Genomic DNA, 15667 nt, shown 5'->3' with positions numbered 1-15667 from the left:
TCTAGAGCAACTTATCGAGGGTGATGGGCAACTCCCTCACCCGCTTGCCAGTGGCGTGGAAAATGGCGTTCGCCACCGCCGCCGCCACGCCAACTATGCCGATTTCGCCGACGCCCTTGGAGCCGAGCTGATTGACCACGTCGTCATGCTCCTCGACGAACAACACGTCGATCTCGCCAATGTCAGCGTTTACCGGAATGTGGTATTCCGACAGATTGTGATTCATGAAGCGGCCCAGGTTGTGATCCATCTGTGTCTCTTCATGCAAGGCCATGCCGATACCCCAGATCACGCCGCCCACGATCTGGTTGCCGGCCGTTTTGGGATTGATCACTCGTCCCGCAGCGATGGCGCTGACGGCCCGGCTGATCTTGACGGTCCCCAGTGCCTCGTCAACCTTCACCTCGATGAAAACAGCCGAATGGGTGGCGGTGGCGTAGTTGTCGCGCTCCTCACCGGGCTCGACATTCGCTTCGGCCTCCTGCTCACCCACGGCAGAGATGATTGCCTGGAGCTCAATGCTCTGCTGCGGATCGGCCTTCAACGTCATGTTCCCGTCGACGAATTCCACATCCTCGAGCCGCGCACCGGCGAATGCCGAGGCAGGCATCTGCTGCACGGCATCCAGCAGTTTCTGTTTGAGGCCGGCGCATGCTTGCTGCACCGCACTGCCGACCGATGACACCGTGGCCGAGCCGCCTTCAAGCGGAGCGGTCGACAGGCTGGAGTCACCCAGCTGAAAATCCACCCGCTCCATGGGCAAGCCCAGTGCCGAAGCCGCGATCTGGGTCATGACCGTGTAGGTACCGGTACCGATATCGGCAGTGGCGCTGCTGACCACCAACTTGCCGTCCGCGCACAAACGCGCCTTGGCGCTGGCGGGCATCTGCAGGGCTTCCCATACACCGGTCGCCATACCCCAGCCAATCAACTGGTTGCCCTCGCGCATGCTGCGCGGTTCGGGCGAGCGCTGCGACCAGCCAAAACGCTCGGCGCCCTGCTCATAGCATTCACGCAGCGCCTTGCTCGAGTAGGGTTTGTCCTGGTTCTGGTTGCGCTCGCTGTAATTGATCAGTCGTAACTGCAGCGGATCGACGCCGGCCGCGTAGGCCAGTTCATCCATCGCGCATTCCAGCGCATAGACACCAATTGCCGCACCCGGGGCGCGCATATCCAACGGCGTGTACACATCAAGCGGCACCAGCTGATAACCCAGCTTTACGTTAGGGCAGTCATATAACATGCCTGTCCACTCGACCTCGTGTTCGGTGAAATCCTCGAAGGTAGAGGTCTGCCCGATCGCATGATGAGTCAGTGCCTGCAGCCGGCCACTGCGGTCCGCACCGACACTGAGTCGCTGAACGGTGCGTGGCCGGTAACCGAAGGTGAACATCTGCTGGCGCTTGAGCGCAACACGTACGGAACGTTTCAGTTTCAGCGCCGCCATTGCCGCCAGCACCAGTTGATATTGCGGGCGCAAGCCAGAGCCGAAGGCGCCGCCGGTGAAGGGCGACAGCACCCGGATCTTGCCCTCCATGCCGAACACGCCCTCCAGATAACGCATGCAATTCTGAACGCCCTGGGTCTTGTCGTGTATCTCCAGCTGTCCGCCGGACAGGTAGTGAACGGTGGACGCATGCGGCTCCATAGGATTGTGATGCTCCACCGGCGTGCTGTATTCCAGATCCAGCCTGATATCCGCCTCGCCTAATGCCCGAGCCGCATCGCCGCGGGCCGGCGGCAGGTCAACATCCGGCTCATGCGCGGTATCCAATCGTGATCGCAGATCGGTGTGGTGCGGTTCAGAGGCATATTCAATTTCAACGAGACTGCCGGCATACCGCGCCAGCTCGAGATTATCCGCCACCACCAGCGCCACCGGTTGGCCGCTGTACAGGATGCGGTCGTTATAGAGCGGGCGAAAGGGTGAGCCATCGCCCGCGTCATCGTCCTCATAGGGTTCGTCGTAGCTGGCTACTGGCGGGCGATTCTCATGGGTCAGTACCAGCGCCACTCCGGGCACCGCTTCGGCGGCGCTCGCATCGATGCGAATTATCCGGCCTTTGGCGATGCTGCTGTTGACCACACTGCCATACAGCAAGCCCGCCTCGGGAAACTCGGCGGCATAGCGCGCCTGGCCGGTGACCTTCTTCGGACCATCGACCCGGTCCAGCGGCTGCCCTACGGGTGAATGATTCATGCTGCTGTCCCCCTTGCTGCTTCGGCCAGGGCGCGTTTGATCGCCCGACGTGCCAGTTCGATCTTGAAACTGTTGTGTTCAAAACCGCTAGCACCCTGTAACAGCAGGTGCGCGGCCCTGTCGAAGGCGGGTGGCTCGGCCGCCTCGCCGATCAGCGACGCTTCAGCTGCCTGGTCACGCCAGGGTTTATGCGCCACGCCGCCCAGGGCGATTCGTGCCGAGCGAATTACTCCGCCGTCTATTTCCAGGGCGGCTGCGACCGACACCAGCGCGAAGGCATAGGAAGCGCGATCACGCAATTTGAGATACGCGCTGTGTTCAGCGTAACCGGCCGCTGGCAACTCAATAGCAGTGATCAACTCACCCTCCGCAAGTGTGTTGTCACGCTCTGGTTCGTCACCGGGAAGCCGGTGAAAGTCGCGGAAGTCCACACGGCGCTCACCCTGCGGGCCCGTGACATGGACCACTGCGTCAAGCGCCGCCAACGCCACGCACATGTCTGAAGGGTGCACCGCAATGCACTGTTCGCTGTGGCCAAGAATCGCGTGAATTCTGTTTAACCCGGTTCGCGCCGGACAGCCGCTACCCGGCTCGCGCTTATTGCAGGGCACTGTGCTGTCATAGAAGTAGTAACAACGGGTGCGCTGCAGCAGATTGCCGCCGGTGCTGGCCATATTGCGCAGCTGCGGCGAGGCACCTGCCAGTATCGCCTGCGACAACAGCGGGTAGCGCCGTTCAATCAGCGCATGCCAGGCCAGATCAGCATTGCTGACCAGCGCACCGATCCGCACACCGCCGTCAGCCGTTTCCTCGATGGAATTCATAGGCAGACCGGTGATATCGATCAGCTGTTTGGGTCGCTCGACGTTTTCCTTCATCAGATCCAGCAAGTTGGTCCCGCCAGCTATATAGCGGCTTTGCGGACCGAACAGACTGATGGCTTCGTCGATGCGGGTGGGGCGTGCATAGCTGAACGGATTCATGGCTTTACCTCCCGCACACCGTCGTGCCCGTCTGCTGACCCACCCGCCTCGAATACGCCGACCCGTTTGCGCGTTTCCGGCATGGCCGCCTCGATCGCCGCGAGAATATTGGGGTAGGCACCGCAGCGGCACAGGTTGCCGCTCATCTGCTCACGGATATCATCGGTGCTCTGCGCCCTGCCCTCCGCGACCATTCCGATCGCCGAGCATATCTGCCCTGGTGTGCAGTACCCGCACTGGAACGCATCGTGGGTGACAAAGGCGGACTGCATCGGATGCAAACCCTCTTCGCCAGCCAGGCCTTCGACTGTTGTCAGCTCGGCGCCGTCATGCATGATCGCCAGGGTCAGGCAGGCGTTGATGCGCTTGCCATTGAGCAGCACCGTGCAGGCGCCACACTGACCATGGTCACAGCCTTTCTTGGTACCGGTCAGGTCAAGCTGTTCGCGCAGCAAATCCAGCAGGGTGGTCCAGGGATACACATCCAGCGTCCGGCTTTCGCCGTTCAGCTTGATGGTCATGGAACAGACGGCAGTCGCATCCGTGTTCGCAGAGGGGTCAGTCATGGCAGCCTCACAGCAAGATTGTTGGAGTCCGCTATCCGTGCGTTTCGCAAAGCCCGGCAACGTGCCGGGTCGAGTTCGTTTTTTCAGGGTTTCAGTGCAGTACGACCGCGCGATGAAGCGGATCGTTCAGGTGCAGTCGTAGCGCCGCTGCATTGGAGCAGGTCTTCTGGCCGGTCGATATCCAGCAACACACCGGGGTCGTCCACCTGCAGCTCAACGACATCGCGCTGTGTGAACAGCTGCTGCGCGCCCCGATCACCCTTCAGGGCGCGCAACGCATCCCGATGAAGGCTGCCGATACCGCGTGGGTGGCCGCGCTGGCCTCGGTGCACCGGAACGACCAGGGTTTCCGGGCGAATCGCCTCGGTAACACGCTGCGCCGTATCGGGCCTGACATAGGGCATATCACCGAGCGCCACCAGCCAGCCACGGCGCGCCGGATACTGGCTCACCGCCTGCGCCAGGCTATGGCCCAACCCTTCGCTACGAACGGTAAGAATTTCTGCACTGAAGTGCATGGCGACCCGATCAAGCCATGCGAGCAATTCGAGATTGTCTTGACGCACGACGATGACAAGCTGCTCGGCAGCGGCCTGCAGTGCTACAAGGGTGGATTCGAGTACAAGCCGGGAATTCGCTGCGCGCTCACAATGCGCCAGCAGCTTGTCGGCATCCTGCTCCTGACGAAAGCGGCTCCCCTGCCCTGCGGCGAGCACCAGGGTGCATACGCCCGGACGGGAGTTAGACATGAAACCGCTCGCCTACACCGTTGCGGATGGCCACGATTTCAGCCATTAACGACAACGCGATTTCCGCTGGCGTGCGGCTGCCAATGGCCAGGCCAATAGGCCCGTGCAGGCGCGCCACCGCCGATTCGGCGAGGCCGAGCGACACCAGCCGCGTCCTGCGTTTGTCGTTATTGACCCGCGAACCGAGCGCGCCCACGTAAAAGGCGTCGGATTCCAGCGCCTTGAGCAGTGCCAGATCGTCGAGCACCGGATCGTGGGTCAAGGCAACAACGGCGGTATGCGCATCCGGCTCGATTGCCACTACCGCATCATCCGGCATACCGGCGACGAAACGGGTGCCCAGCGCAGGCCAGTCATACTGATACCCTTCACGCGGATCACAGACCAGCACCTCGAAACCCAGCCCGGCCGCAAGCTCTGCGGCGTAGCGCGATAGCTGGCCGGCTCCGATCAACAACAGCCGCCAGGCCGGCCCAAACGGCGCACGCAGCCTTTCGCCGTTGAACTGAAGCGATTCATGCTGACCCGCCGGAAACAATGTAACCGCGCCGCTCGCCAGTTCTACCTCACGCACCACACGTTGATGGCCAGCGCAGCGCTGAAGCAACGCGTCCAGCCAGCCCGCGTCGGTCAGCGGCTCACGCAGCAGGCGCAAGGTGCCGCCGCAGGGTAATCCGAAGCGCGCGGATTCTTCCTTGCTGACGCCGTAACTGATGATTCGGCAATGCTGCTGTGGGTCATGCTGTGGTGGATTGGCCAGCAGATCATCTTCGATACAGCCGCCGGACACTGAGCCCTCGACCCTGCCATCGTCACGCAGTGCCAATAGCGAACCGACCGGGCGCGGCGCACTGCCCCAGGTTTCGATCACCGTATAAAGCACCACACCGTGTCCGCCGCTGAGCCACTCTCGGGCTCGACACAGGACGCCAAGATCTACCGTATCCATCCTGCTCCAGAATTGAATGTGTCGTTGAGGCTGGGGTGTCAGTTCGCTTCAGAGCTTAATCCCCCCTCGCCCCCCTTTTTCAAAGGGGGGAACTGGACCGAGTTTTGTCTGAGAGACTGGATCTAGCGCTCATCTGTTCCCGCCATGCCGCTGCGAACACAGGCTTCTCGTTTGTGACCGGCCGGCGGCGGTGTAAGTTCGTATGCCGGCTTGACCTTGACATGATGTCAAGCGCCATGCTCTGGTGACTGGCAACGAGGAATCGCATATGAGCACTGTCACCCTTCACATAAACGGCATGAATTGCGCCAGCTGCGTGCGTCGCATCGAGCAGGTGCTGGACAAGGCCACGGGCATCAGTTCGGCCGAGGTCAACCTGGCATCGGAGACCGCGCGCCTTGAGGTTGAGGACCCGAAGCAGCTTGGGCCCGCCTGTGAGGCACTCGACAAGGCCGGCTATGGTGTGACAACCGAGCAACGCCAACTCAGCATTGCCGAGATGACCTGCGCCAGCTGCGTCAGTCGTGTAGAAAAAGCGCTACTCGGCGTTCCCGGCGTGCTGGGTGCGCAAGTCAACCTGGCCAGTGAGCAGGCGCGAGTCACACTTTTGCCCAGTACGGATGATGCGGCCGTGCTGGCCGCGCTGGACAAGGCCGGTTATCCCGGCAAGTGGCTGGATGAACAGCGCACCGGGGATTCCGAAGATCAATCAACGAAGCTGCGTCACCAGCGCTGGCATCTGATCGCCGCAGCGCTGCTCAGCGCTCCCCTTGCGCTGGGCATGGTGCCGGAGCTGTTCGGGCGGCATGACCTGATGGTGCCGCCCATGATTCAGCTTGTGCTGGCGTCCATCGTACAGTTTGGCTTTGGCGCGCGTTTCTATCGCGGCGCCTGGCACGCCCTGCGCAATTTCACCGGGAACATGGATCTGCTTGTGGCCATGGGTACGTCCGCCGGCTGGGCACTGAGTACATGGCATATCATCAGCACCCCCGCCGGGCAGATGCCTGTTCTGTATTACGAAGCATCAGCGGTGATCGTCACCTTTGTACTGCTTGGAAAATATCTTGAGAGCCGCGCCAAGGGGCAGACACTTGAAGCCATCCGCGCGCTCACCGCGCTGCGTCCGGATACCGCGCGTCTGCGCACCGCTGAAGGGGACCGCATGGTACCCCTTGATCAGATCAAACCCGCCGACCTGATCGTGGTGCAACCGGGCGAACGCATCCCGGTGGACGGAAAGGTGCGCGAAGGCGGCAGCCACGTTGATGAATCCATGCTCACCGGCGAGAGCCTGCCGGTCAGTCGCCAGCCCGGCGAGCTGGTCTCCACCGGTGCGATGAATCTTGACGGTTTGCTGGTGCTGGAAACCACCGCTGTCGGTGGCGACACCATGCTGTCGCGCATCGTCCGTCTGGTGGAAAGCGCACAGGCTTCCAAGGCACCTATCCAGCGACTGGTGGACCGCGTCAGCGCCGTGTTCGTCCCTATCGTGATGGTCATCGCGCTACTGGCATGGGGCATCGGCAGCTTCTGGTTCGGCGCGGAACAGGCGCTACTCAATGCCATCGCGGTACTGGTAATCGCCTGCCCCTGCGCCCTTGGGCTGGCGACCCCGACTGCGATCATGGTCGGCACCGGCATCGCCGCGCGCCACGGCATCCTGATTCGTGACGCCCAGGCGCTGGAACTGGCGCATCGGGTGGATACCGTTGTGTTCGACAAGACCGGCACACTCACCGAAGGCAAACCGGAGCTCAAGGCATTCGAGACCGGCGATACGCCCTACACACAGTCGTTGGCCTGGGCCGCATCAATCCAGAAGCACGCTGAGCATCCGCTGGCTACGGCGCTACTCAATCACGCCTCCGATCGGGACGTGAAAGCAGAACCCGCCGAGGATTTCCGCGTGCATGCAGGCCGCGGTGCCAGTGGCATGGTCGAGGGGCACAAGGCCTGGCTCGGCAACGCCTTGCTGATGCGCGAACAGGGAATCGATTTGTCCGACTGGGAGCAGACGATCAAGCAGCACGAAGCCGAGGGGCACACTATCTCCTGGCTCGGTATCGATGACGGTCAGCCAAGAGTGGTCGCGCTCATGGCCTTTGCCGACACACTGAAGGCCACCTCCCGGACCACCGTCGATCAACTTACCCGCTCCGGCATTGAAAGCTGGCTGATCAGCGGAGACAGCCAGGCAGCCGCCGGAGCTGTGGGCCGCGAACTGGGTATCAGCCACGTCGAGGCGCAGGTGTTACCTGCAGACAAAGCCAAACATGTGGAAGCACTGCGCGCCAAGGGTCGCATCGTCGCCATGATTGGCGACGGCATCAATGACGCGCCCGCGCTCGCCGCAGCGGACGTTGGCATGGCCATGTCGACTGGCACCGATGTAGCCATGCACAGCGCAGGGATCACGCTGATGCGCGGCGAACCGCAACTGGTACCCGCGGCGCTGGATATCTCCCGCCATACCTGGCGCAAGATCCGCCAGAACCTGTTCTGGGCCTTTGTGTATAACAGCGTCGGTATTCCACTCGCCGCAATTGGCCTGCTGAACCCGATGCTGGCCGGCGCCATGATGGCCGCCAGCAGCGTCAGCGTGGTCGCCAACGCGCTGCTGCTCAAACGCTGGAAACCGGAGATTGTATGAATATCAGTGAAGCGGCCAAGGCCAGCGGATTAACGCCAAGGATGATTCGGCACTACGAAAGCATCGGCCTGCTGCCGTCCGCCGAACGCAGCGCGGCAGGCTATCGACGCTACGACCAGCGGGACCTGCACGTGCTGCGGTTTATCCACCGGGCCCGCACCCTGGGTTTCAGCATCGCAGAAATCAGCCAGCTGCTCGCTCTATGGCAGAACCGTCAACGCAGCAGCGCCGAAGTTAAAGCTTTGGTGAAGGACCATTTGCTGGAGCTGGAAGAAAAAATTGCAGGATTGCAGGCCATGCATGACTCGTTAGCCCATCTGGCAGACTGCTGCCGAGGCGATTCGCGGCCCGACTGCCCGATCCTGGATAATCTGGCCAAGGATGAATGTGATACGAAACACTGAAGGTAATCACAGAAGACTGCGTCCGCCCGACACTCGCCGCGTCACCCTGGGGGTGTAGCGCGCCTGCGCTACGCCAAGGCCTACCGCACGCTTATGTTGATCACTAAGCCGGCCTAAACCCGCGGCGAGTGTGAACCTGTCGGCGCGTCCGAACGCGGCCCGAGCCGCACGCCAACCCCAGGAAGCCCATCCAGCGGCGCATTGTCGGCGCCACCCTGGGCGTATAGCGCGCCCGCGCTACGCCATGCCCTGCGCCACTCCAATCTGCCATGGAAAACTACTAGCGCAGCAGATTAAACAAGCTCATCCCGCTGATCTTGACGAAGCTCTGCTGCGCCGCCTGCAACACCACCGATTCCAGGCTCAGCCGACTCAGCGCTTCGGCATAGTCAAGATCCTCGATACCAGACTTGACCGTGGTGTTGATCAACTCGGCTTCAGCATGTTCATTCTGGGTGGACTCGATAACATTCATCCGCGCCCCGATCGAGGTTTGTACGCCGAGGACCTTATTCATGGCGTTGTCGAGGTTTTGCAGGCCGACTGACAGGACTTCGCTACGCTTCGCTTTATCTTCAGCGCTATCACCGCCGGATTCCAGGTTTTCTCGGAGGAGAGAGATGGTATCCAATACGTTGCGTTTATCTTTGCGCGTGATGGTGATTTCTTGACCTGATTCAAGGGTCCCTTCGAAAGTTAGCGAGATACCTTTGAAGGAAGCGGTCAAGCCGTTTTCGCCGGACGAATACGTCACGTCTTCAGGCTTAACGAGAAGCTCTCCAGTACTATCGGATACACTAAGCTCCAGTCCATCTTCACTGTCGCCCACAACTAACTTGAAAGTCGCAGGAAGCGAAGCTTGCCCAAACGTACCTTTGTCATCAACGGCCACAGAGCTGATCTTTATGGGAAACCCGGAATCACCGGCTGAGATTGTCGCAGAGAGCCTATCCGCATTCTCTATGTCGACAAACAGCTCTTTGCCATTATCATTGATCGCTACCGATTTGGACCCGGCAATCTGGACAAAACGCTGCCCTTCATCGCCCTTGTAGCTATAACTGCCATCGGCCTCTTTTACGAAAGGCGGCTCATCACTCTTGTACCCGCCAAACAAATATTCGCCCCGAGCATTCTTCGAATTCATCAGCCCGAATAATTCATCCTCACGTTCGGCCAGCTCCTGCGCCAGCGCTTCCCGCCCGCCTTTATCAAGCGCGCCGTTACCCGCTTCAAAAGTAATCTCACGCACCCGCTGCAGGATATTGTTGACCGAATTCAGCGTCGCCTCTTCCTGCATCAGGCTGTTATTGGCTGCGGTCAGGTTACCCTTGTACTGCTCCAGCTTGCCGGCCTGCTGATCCAGCTGCAGCAGACGCACGCTGCCGACCGGGTCATCCGCAGGGGTCATGATGCGCTTGCCGGAGCTGATCTGCTCCTGCGTGCGCGTCACGTTGCTGTAGTTGTTCTGCATGCCCTGCACGCCGTTATTGAACGCCTGTATTGTCGAAATACGCATGGCCGTTTCCCTGTCAGCGGATGCTGCTGATCAATGTATCGAATATCGAGCGCGCAATCTGAATAACCTGCGCCGAGGCGTTGTAATACTGCTCGAACTTCATCAGGTTGGCTGCTTCTTCATCCAGATTCACCGCCGACACCGAGTCGCGATTATTCGTCGCCTGCTTGAGTACGGCACCGCTGGCTTCGCTCTCGGCGCGCGCCTGGGCGGTCTGGGTGCCAACGTGTTGAATCAGGGTGCCGTAACCGTCAGCGAGGGAGAATCCCTTCTTGTTTGTATCGCTCTTGCCCATCACTGCATCGGTTTGCAGATTGGAAAGTTGCAAGGCGTTTCGGTTATCCGATGTGCCGGTATTGAAACTGATTTCGAACGTATCGCCTTCAGCGGGCTGGCCAGCGAGTTTTAGAGTAAATCCGTAGCCACTTACAGTCAGCGCAATTTCCCCGGTGTCCGAAACCGTAACGGCTTCACCGCCCAAGGTATATCCGGTTGAAGTACGCTCCAACGTCAACGGCAGCGCGCCCTTCAATGCGGTAGCATCCAGCGATTGCCCCCTTTCAAGAATAAGCTCTGCGCTGCCGGTACCCCGGTTATTTAGATCCTTCTGCACCGAGACGGGCGCAGCAAATGCCAGCTCCTGGGGATTCTTCATCTGCACGCCGATCGTGTTCGCACCCGACCGGGTCGGCATCACCAGAAAGCGGTCGCCATTCTGCAAACCGCTATCTTCAAGCGAAAAACCGTCGTATTGGGCTGGATTCGTGCCGACAGGCTCAACGAGCTTTCCGTCGGACACGCGCCGAACAGTCAGCTTGCCCTCGTCATACCTTACTTCGTAGTCGGAGGTGGTGAGCCTGGAAGTATCGTCTATCGATACCCTGAGCGAGCCCTGGCTATCGCCGATAGCTACGCTGCGGTCTGTCTTCAGCTGATCGCTGTTTATATCCGCAAACAGGTTCGAACCCGCCTCCCCATTCAGATTCAACCCCTGCGCCAGCTGCTGGTTGAACTCGCTAGCCATCGACAGCGCCAGCCGGCCCACCGAATTCATGGCGTTGTCCAGCTCACCGCGATAGCGCAGTATCCCTCCGAGCTCTCCCCCACTGACCAGTCCGGTAATGTTCTGACTCGTGCTGCCACTTTTCAGGTGTATCTCGACGCGGTTAGGGTCGGTTCGGCCGGGTTCGATTGTCAGCGCGGACGCATCATTGCCCACCACCAACGGCTGGCCAGTACCCACAAACAGGTTAACGGTGTTGTCGTCCTGCGGCACCACGGTCACGCCTATGTACTCGCTCAGCTGACGGATCGCTTCGTCCCTTGCGTCCAGCAGATCATTGGGCTGGGCACCCTGTGCCGAGGCCTTGGCGATGGAGTTGTTATAGGACGCGATGTTGCTTGCAAGACGGCTCACCTGATCAGTCACCGTGCCCATCTGCTGGCCAATAAATTCGTTCTGTGCGGTCAGGCGTTGGTGCACGGTATTGAATTTACCAGCCAGGCCTTCCGCTTCGGCCAGAAACAACTGCCGCGCAGGCACGCTGGCCGGATCTTCAATGGCAGTCTGAAGCGCACCGAAATAGCTTTGCATGGCCGGATTGATACCGGTCGCACTGCCGGCAAGCAGGCCGTTCAGCTCTTCGATCTGGGTCTGGAATGCCATCACTTCGGCGTTCATCGAGGTACTGGTGCGAACCTGATTGGTCAGAAACTGGTTATGAATACGCTGCACATCAACAATGCTGGTGCCGTTGCCGATATACCCCGCACCGGTAAAACTCGGGTCCCGCGCAGCCTGTACCGCGCTCTGGCGCGTGTAACCGGGTGTGTTGATGTTGCTGATATTCTGCCCAGTGATGGACAGATTGGTTTGCGAACTCTTGAGCCCGCTAAGGCCGATATTGAACAGGTCTGCCATGACTTATGCCTTGTCCTGGTTAAGCGCGTCGGTCGCAGAGCTTGCCAACCTGTCGTCGTTCAAGAGTTTCTGCGCGATCTGCGACACCTTGCGCGCGTACTGGGGATCGGTGGCGTAGCCTGCCCGTTGCAGTTCACGGAAGAACTGGTCTGGATCAGCCGTGTTTTTCAGCGCTTCCTTGTAGCGCCCGTTACTTTCCAGAAAGCTGACGTAATCATCGAAGCTCTGCTCATAGGAGTCGTAACTGCGGAAGCTGGCACGCTCCTGCCCCTTGACCCCGTCACGGTACTCGGACGTCATCACGCTGGCGGATTCGCCCTGCCAGACGCCATGGGTCTTGATACCGAACAGGTTATGGCTGCTGCTGCCATCACCCTGACGGATGACCGACTTGCCCCAGCCCGTTTCCAGTGCCGCCTGGGCGACCAGATAATGCGGATCAACGCCGAGTCTGGCCGCGGCCTTTTCAGCCATTGGCAGCATCGCTGCGGTGAATTCCGCCGGGTTGTTGAAACGTGCAGGTGCAGGACTCGCTGCCGCCTGTGCTGTCAGCGCATGCATGCTGCCCGGCCCAGTTTTCACTGCCCGCAAAGCGCGCATTGGCTGCCATTCATTTGACGGTTCGGTTTTGGAGGCTGCGTCTGACGGCGCTATATTCGCCGGTGCCGCTTCGCCAGCAACGGCGCGGTAACTGGAAATTCCCAGCCGACGACGCGCCAGCAACGCGGACTGATCGGATCCCTGCACGGCGGCGTCGCCGGCCGAAGCGTTCTGGACCGGCGACGGGGATTTGTTCGGCGACAGCTGACGCATCATTACATCAGCCAGGCCAACACCCTGCTTTTCAGACAGGTGCATGGTCATCTGGTTGTCGTACATGTCCTGGTAGAACTTGGTCTGCGGCGTGTTCAGCGGATTGCCCTCGGCAAACGCCGCGTTCGCATCACGCATGCTTTTGACCATCATGTTCATGAACAGCGACTCGAACTGCTTCGCCACGCGCTGCAGGTTCTCCGGGCTGTTGGCCTTGCTGCCCGCCTTGAGCTGGCTCATGGCGTTCAGGTCGGTGTAGCTCATGTTGCTGCTGTTCATGTTCATGGACGTGTTACCTCAGATAACCACAAGGTCTGCGTTCAGCGCACCGGCCTGCTTCAGCGCTTCAAGAATGGCCATCAGATCGCCCGGCGCCGCGCCCACCTGATTCACCGCCCGCACGATCTCGTCCAGGGATACACCCGGGTTGAAGACGAACATGCGGCTGTCGCCCTCTTCGATGTCAATCTGCGAGCTCGGCGTGATAACAGTCTGACCGCCATTGAAGGGTGCATTGGGCTGGCTTACCTGCGGGTTCTCGGTGATGGTCACCGTCAGACCACCGTGGGTCACCGCAGCGGGCTGCACACGCACATCCTGACCGATAACAATGGTCCCGGTGCGCGAGTTGATGATGATCTTGGCGGTCGCGTTACCCTGTTCAACCTGCAGATTCTCGACCATGGACAGATAATCGACGCGCTGATTCGGATCAAGAGGCGCGCGCACCCTGATTGATCCGCCGTTCAGAGCCTGAGCGACGCCCGGGCCGAAGGTCTCATTGATACGATCCACCACGCGCTTGGCGGTAGTAAAGTCGGGACGGTTCAGGTTGAAGGTCAGGTGATCACCCGAGGCAAAAGGGCTGGCGACAGCGCGCTCGACGGTCGCACCGCCGGGGATACGCCCGACGCTGGGCACATTCACCGTAATCCGCGAACCATCCCGGCCTTCCGCGCCGAAACCGCCTACCACCAGGTTGCCCTGGGCGACGGCATACACCTGCCCGTCCGCACCCTTGAGCGGAGTCATCAGCAGGCTGCCGCCGCGCAGGCTCTTGGAGTTACCAATCGACGACACCGTGATGTCGATGGTCTGCCCCGGCTGCGCAAAGGCTGGCAGATCAGCATGAATCGCCACCGCAGCAACGTTCTTGGTCTGGATCCGAGTGCCCGGTGGGACCGTAATACCGAACTCGGTCAGCATGTTGTTGAAGGTCTGCACGGTAAAGGGTGTCTGGCTGGTCTGGTCACCCGAACCATCCAGGCCCACCACCAGGCCATAACCGATCAGCTGGTTGTTACGCACGCCGGCAATGCTGGCGATGTCCTTGATCCGCTCGGCATGCGCAAGCGGGCTCATCAGCAGTACGCACAGGCACAACATCAAAGTACGCATCATCGGATTCCTAGAAGGGCCACAGTGGACTGAGGAAGAACTGACTCAACCAGCCCGGCTGGCTCGCATTGGCAAAGGCGCCGGTGCCCGAGTAGGTAATGCGCGCATCGGCTACCCGGGTCGAGGGCACGGTATTGTCGGGGCCGACGTCATCGCTGCGCACCAGGCCGGAGATGCGAATCAACTCGTCGCCATTGTTCAGGGTGATCCATTTCTCCCCGCGTACCTGCATCAGGCCGTTGGGCAGCACGTCGCTGATGGTGACGGTGATGGAGCCGGTCAGGCTGTTGGACTGGTTGGCCTTGGCGTCGCCATCGGCGGAGCGGCTGCCACCCATGCTCACACCGAGGTCGAGCCCTTTGGCGCCCACCACGTTGCCGAGCAGCGTCGGATTGAGGATCTCGGTGGAGCTGTTCTTGCTGACCTCGCTGTCGGCGCTTTTGCGCGCGGCAGTTCGTTCCTGAAGCGTGATGGTGATGATGTCCCCGACGCGATGCGCCTTGCGATCGCCATACAGGCTGACCTCAAACCCCGACTGATAAATGGCGCCGTTATTCAATGCCTGGGGCATCGGCGTGCGCGGCATGACCGGCGCATAGGCCGGATCGTCCGGCTTGGGCGGTACCTGAACGCAGGCAGCCAGGCTCGATATGGCTACCAGCAACAACGCAGAACGCAGGGCATTCATCAGTCGATTACTCCGGTTACAGATTCTGGCTGACGTACTGCAGCATCTGGTCAGCAGTGGAGATCACCTTGGAGTTCATTTCGTAGGCGCGCTGGGTCGTGATCATATTGACCAATTCCTCGACGACGCTGACGTTGGAATTCTCCAGGGTGTTCTGCAGCACAGTGCCCAGGCCGTTTTCGCCCGGGTTACCTGCCAGGGGCGCACCGCTGGCGGCGGTTTCCATATACAGGTTGCTGCCGATGGCCTGCAGGCCGGCGGGGTTGATGAAGTCGGCGGTCTGCAGATTGCCGATCTCCTGAACGCCCGGATCGCCAAATACAGTGATGCTGACGGTGCCGTCTTCGCCCACAGTGAATGACTGCACGTTCTCGGGCAGCTGGATACCCGGCTCCAGGGGGTAACCGTTGGACGTCACTACCCGCCCCTCGGCATCCAGGTGAAAGCTGCCGTCACGGGTGTAACCCATATTGCCGTCCGGCATCAGGATCTGGAAAAAACCCTTGCCGTTGATCGCCAGGTCGAGCGGCTGCTCGGTAGTCTGCAGTGAACCCTGGGTGAAGATCTTCTGCGTGCCGACGACTTTCACACCGGTACCGGTCTGCAGGCCCGACGGCAGCTGCGTATCCTGGGTGCTTTGTGCTCCGGGCTGACGCTTGACCTGGTACAAGAGATCCTCGAACTCCGGGCGGTCACGTTTGAAGCCGGTGGTGCCGACGTTGGCGAGGTTGTTGGAAATGGTGGTAAGCATGGTGTCCTGAGCCGCTAGCCCGGTCTTGCTTGCCCAAAGTGCTGAATGCATGGTGTTCTCCTTGCGTGCCCGT

General features: G+C 60.4%; 13 protein-coding genes. 2 read left to right on the top strand and 11 right to left on the bottom strand.

Going from position 1 to position 15667, the window contains the following annotated elements:
- Position 1 precedes the first annotated feature (1 nt).
- From HG264_RS01615 to HG264_RS01595, 5 genes are all read right to left on the bottom strand, one after another.
- Positions 2 to 2200 (bottom strand): xanthine dehydrogenase family protein molybdopterin-binding subunit, encoded by a 2199-nt coding sequence (locus tag HG264_RS01615; RefSeq protein ID WP_169406021.1) that lies wholly within the window; start codon positions 2198 to 2200, stop codon positions 2 to 4.
- Positions 2197 to 3183, bottom strand: coding sequence for a xanthine dehydrogenase family protein subunit M (locus HG264_RS01610; protein WP_169406020.1), 987 nt, complete (start codon positions 3181 to 3183; stop codon positions 2197 to 2199). Before HG264_RS01610 ends, HG264_RS01615 begins: the two co-directional genes overlap by 4 nt.
- The gene (locus tag HG264_RS01605) at positions 3180 to 3704 is read right to left on the bottom strand and encodes a (2Fe-2S)-binding protein (RefSeq protein WP_256663873.1); all 525 of its coding nucleotides are present in this window, start codon (positions 3702 to 3704) and stop codon (positions 3180 to 3182) included. Before HG264_RS01605 ends, HG264_RS01610 begins: the two co-directional genes overlap by 4 nt.
- Positions 3705 to 3832: 128 nt before the next feature.
- Positions 3833 to 4498, bottom strand: coding sequence for a nucleotidyltransferase family protein (locus HG264_RS01600; protein ID WP_169406018.1), 666 nt, complete (start codon positions 4496 to 4498; stop codon positions 3833 to 3835).
- On the bottom strand, positions 4491 to 5447 hold the full coding sequence (locus tag HG264_RS01595) for an XdhC family protein (RefSeq protein WP_169406017.1): 957 nt from the start codon (positions 5445 to 5447) through the stop codon (positions 4491 to 4493). The genes HG264_RS01600 and HG264_RS01595 overlap by 8 nt, the downstream gene beginning before the upstream one ends.
- A 268-nt stretch (positions 5448 to 5715) precedes the next feature.
- Here HG264_RS01595 and HG264_RS01590 point away from each other — a divergent pair, with 268 nt between their 5' ends.
- Both HG264_RS01590 and cueR read left to right on the top strand, forming a co-directional pair.
- Complete coding sequence (locus tag HG264_RS01590; RefSeq protein ID WP_169406016.1) at positions 5716 to 8100, top strand: heavy metal translocating P-type ATPase; 2385 nt, start codon at positions 5716 to 5718, stop codon at positions 8098 to 8100.
- Positions 8097 to 8504: a Cu(I)-responsive transcriptional regulator gene (gene cueR, locus HG264_RS01585; protein WP_169406015.1), complete on the top strand. Its 408-nt coding sequence runs from the start codon at positions 8097 to 8099 to the stop codon at positions 8502 to 8504. The genes HG264_RS01590 and cueR overlap by 4 nt, the downstream gene beginning before the upstream one ends.
- A 280-nt stretch (positions 8505 to 8784) precedes the next feature.
- Here cueR and flgL read toward each other — a convergent pair whose 3' ends face one another.
- From flgL to flgG, 6 genes are read right to left on the bottom strand one after another with little or no spacing between them, the layout of a single operon-like run.
- Positions 8785 to 10023: a flagellar hook-associated protein FlgL gene (gene flgL, locus HG264_RS01580; RefSeq protein WP_169406014.1), complete on the bottom strand. Its 1239-nt coding sequence runs from the start codon at positions 10021 to 10023 to the stop codon at positions 8785 to 8787.
- A gap of 13 nt (positions 10024 to 10036) precedes the next feature.
- Entirely contained in the window at positions 10037 to 11944 is a 1908-nt protein-coding gene (gene flgK, locus HG264_RS01575) for a flagellar hook-associated protein FlgK (protein ID WP_169406013.1), read from the bottom strand.
- Between the two features lie 3 nt (positions 11945 to 11947).
- Positions 11948 to 13042, bottom strand: coding sequence for a flagellar assembly peptidoglycan hydrolase FlgJ (gene flgJ, locus HG264_RS01570; RefSeq protein WP_169406012.1), 1095 nt, complete (start codon positions 13040 to 13042; stop codon positions 11948 to 11950).
- Positions 13043 to 13054: 12 nt separating this feature from the next.
- Positions 13055 to 14158, bottom strand: coding sequence for a flagellar basal body P-ring protein FlgI (locus HG264_RS01565; RefSeq protein WP_178102798.1), 1104 nt, complete (start codon positions 14156 to 14158; stop codon positions 13055 to 13057).
- A gap of 7 nt (positions 14159 to 14165) precedes the next feature.
- On the bottom strand, positions 14166 to 14843 hold the full coding sequence (gene flgH, locus HG264_RS01560; RefSeq protein WP_169406011.1) for a flagellar basal body L-ring protein FlgH: 678 nt from the start codon (positions 14841 to 14843) through the stop codon (positions 14166 to 14168).
- A 16-nt stretch (positions 14844 to 14859) separates the two neighbouring features.
- Positions 14860 to 15645, bottom strand: coding sequence for a flagellar basal-body rod protein FlgG (flgG, locus tag HG264_RS01555; RefSeq protein ID WP_169406010.1), 786 nt, complete (start codon positions 15643 to 15645; stop codon positions 14860 to 14862).
- Positions 15646 to 15667 lie beyond the last annotated feature (22 nt).

Source organism: Pseudomonas sp. gcc21 (genome assembly GCF_012844345.1).
Classification (GTDB): Bacteria; Pseudomonadota; Gammaproteobacteria; order Pseudomonadales; family Pseudomonadaceae; genus Halopseudomonas.
Note: the sequence above shows the minus strand (reverse complement) of the source record. Positions and strands in the feature narration are given on the sequence as shown.

Bases quoted from the DNA above. Each gene is read 5' to 3' on its own strand.
- HG264_RS01615 (WP_169406021.1), bottom strand. From the start codon at position 2,200: ATGAATCATTCACCCGTAGGGCAGCCGCTGGACCGGGTCGATGGTCCG.
- HG264_RS01610 (WP_169406020.1), bottom strand. From the start codon at position 3,183: ATGAATCCGTTCAGCTATGCACGCCCCACCCGCATCGACGAAGCCATC.
- HG264_RS01605 (WP_256663873.1), bottom strand. From the start codon at position 3,704: ATGACCATCAAGCTGAACGGCGAAAGCCGGACGCTGGATGTGTATCCC.
- HG264_RS01600 (WP_169406018.1), bottom strand. From the start codon at position 4,498: ATGTCTAACTCCCGTCCGGGCGTATGCACCCTGGTGCTCGCCGCAGGG.
- HG264_RS01595 (WP_169406017.1), bottom strand. From the start codon at position 5,447: ATGGATACGGTAGATCTTGGCGTCCTGTGTCGAGCCCGAGAGTGGCTC.
- HG264_RS01590 (WP_169406016.1), top strand. From the start codon at position 5,716: ATGAGCACTGTCACCCTTCACATAAACGGCATGAATTGCGCCAGCTGC.
- cueR (WP_169406015.1), top strand. From the start codon at position 8,097: ATGAATATCAGTGAAGCGGCCAAGGCCAGCGGATTAACGCCAAGGATG.
- flgL (WP_169406014.1), bottom strand. From the start codon at position 10,023: ATGCGTATTTCGACAATACAGGCGTTCAATAACGGCGTGCAGGGCATG.
- flgK (WP_169406013.1), bottom strand. From the start codon at position 11,944: ATGGCAGACCTGTTCAATATCGGCCTTAGCGGGCTCAAGAGTTCGCAA.
- flgJ (WP_169406012.1), bottom strand. From the start codon at position 13,042: ATGAACATGAACAGCAGCAACATGAGCTACACCGACCTGAACGCCATG.
- HG264_RS01565 (WP_178102798.1), bottom strand. From the start codon at position 14,158: ATGATGCGTACTTTGATGTTGTGCCTGTGCGTACTGCTGATGAGCCCG.
- flgH (WP_169406011.1), bottom strand. From the start codon at position 14,843: ATGAATGCCCTGCGTTCTGCGTTGTTGCTGGTAGCCATATCGAGCCTG.
- flgG (WP_169406010.1), bottom strand. From the start codon at position 15,645: ATGCATTCAGCACTTTGGGCAAGCAAGACCGGGCTAGCGGCTCAGGAC.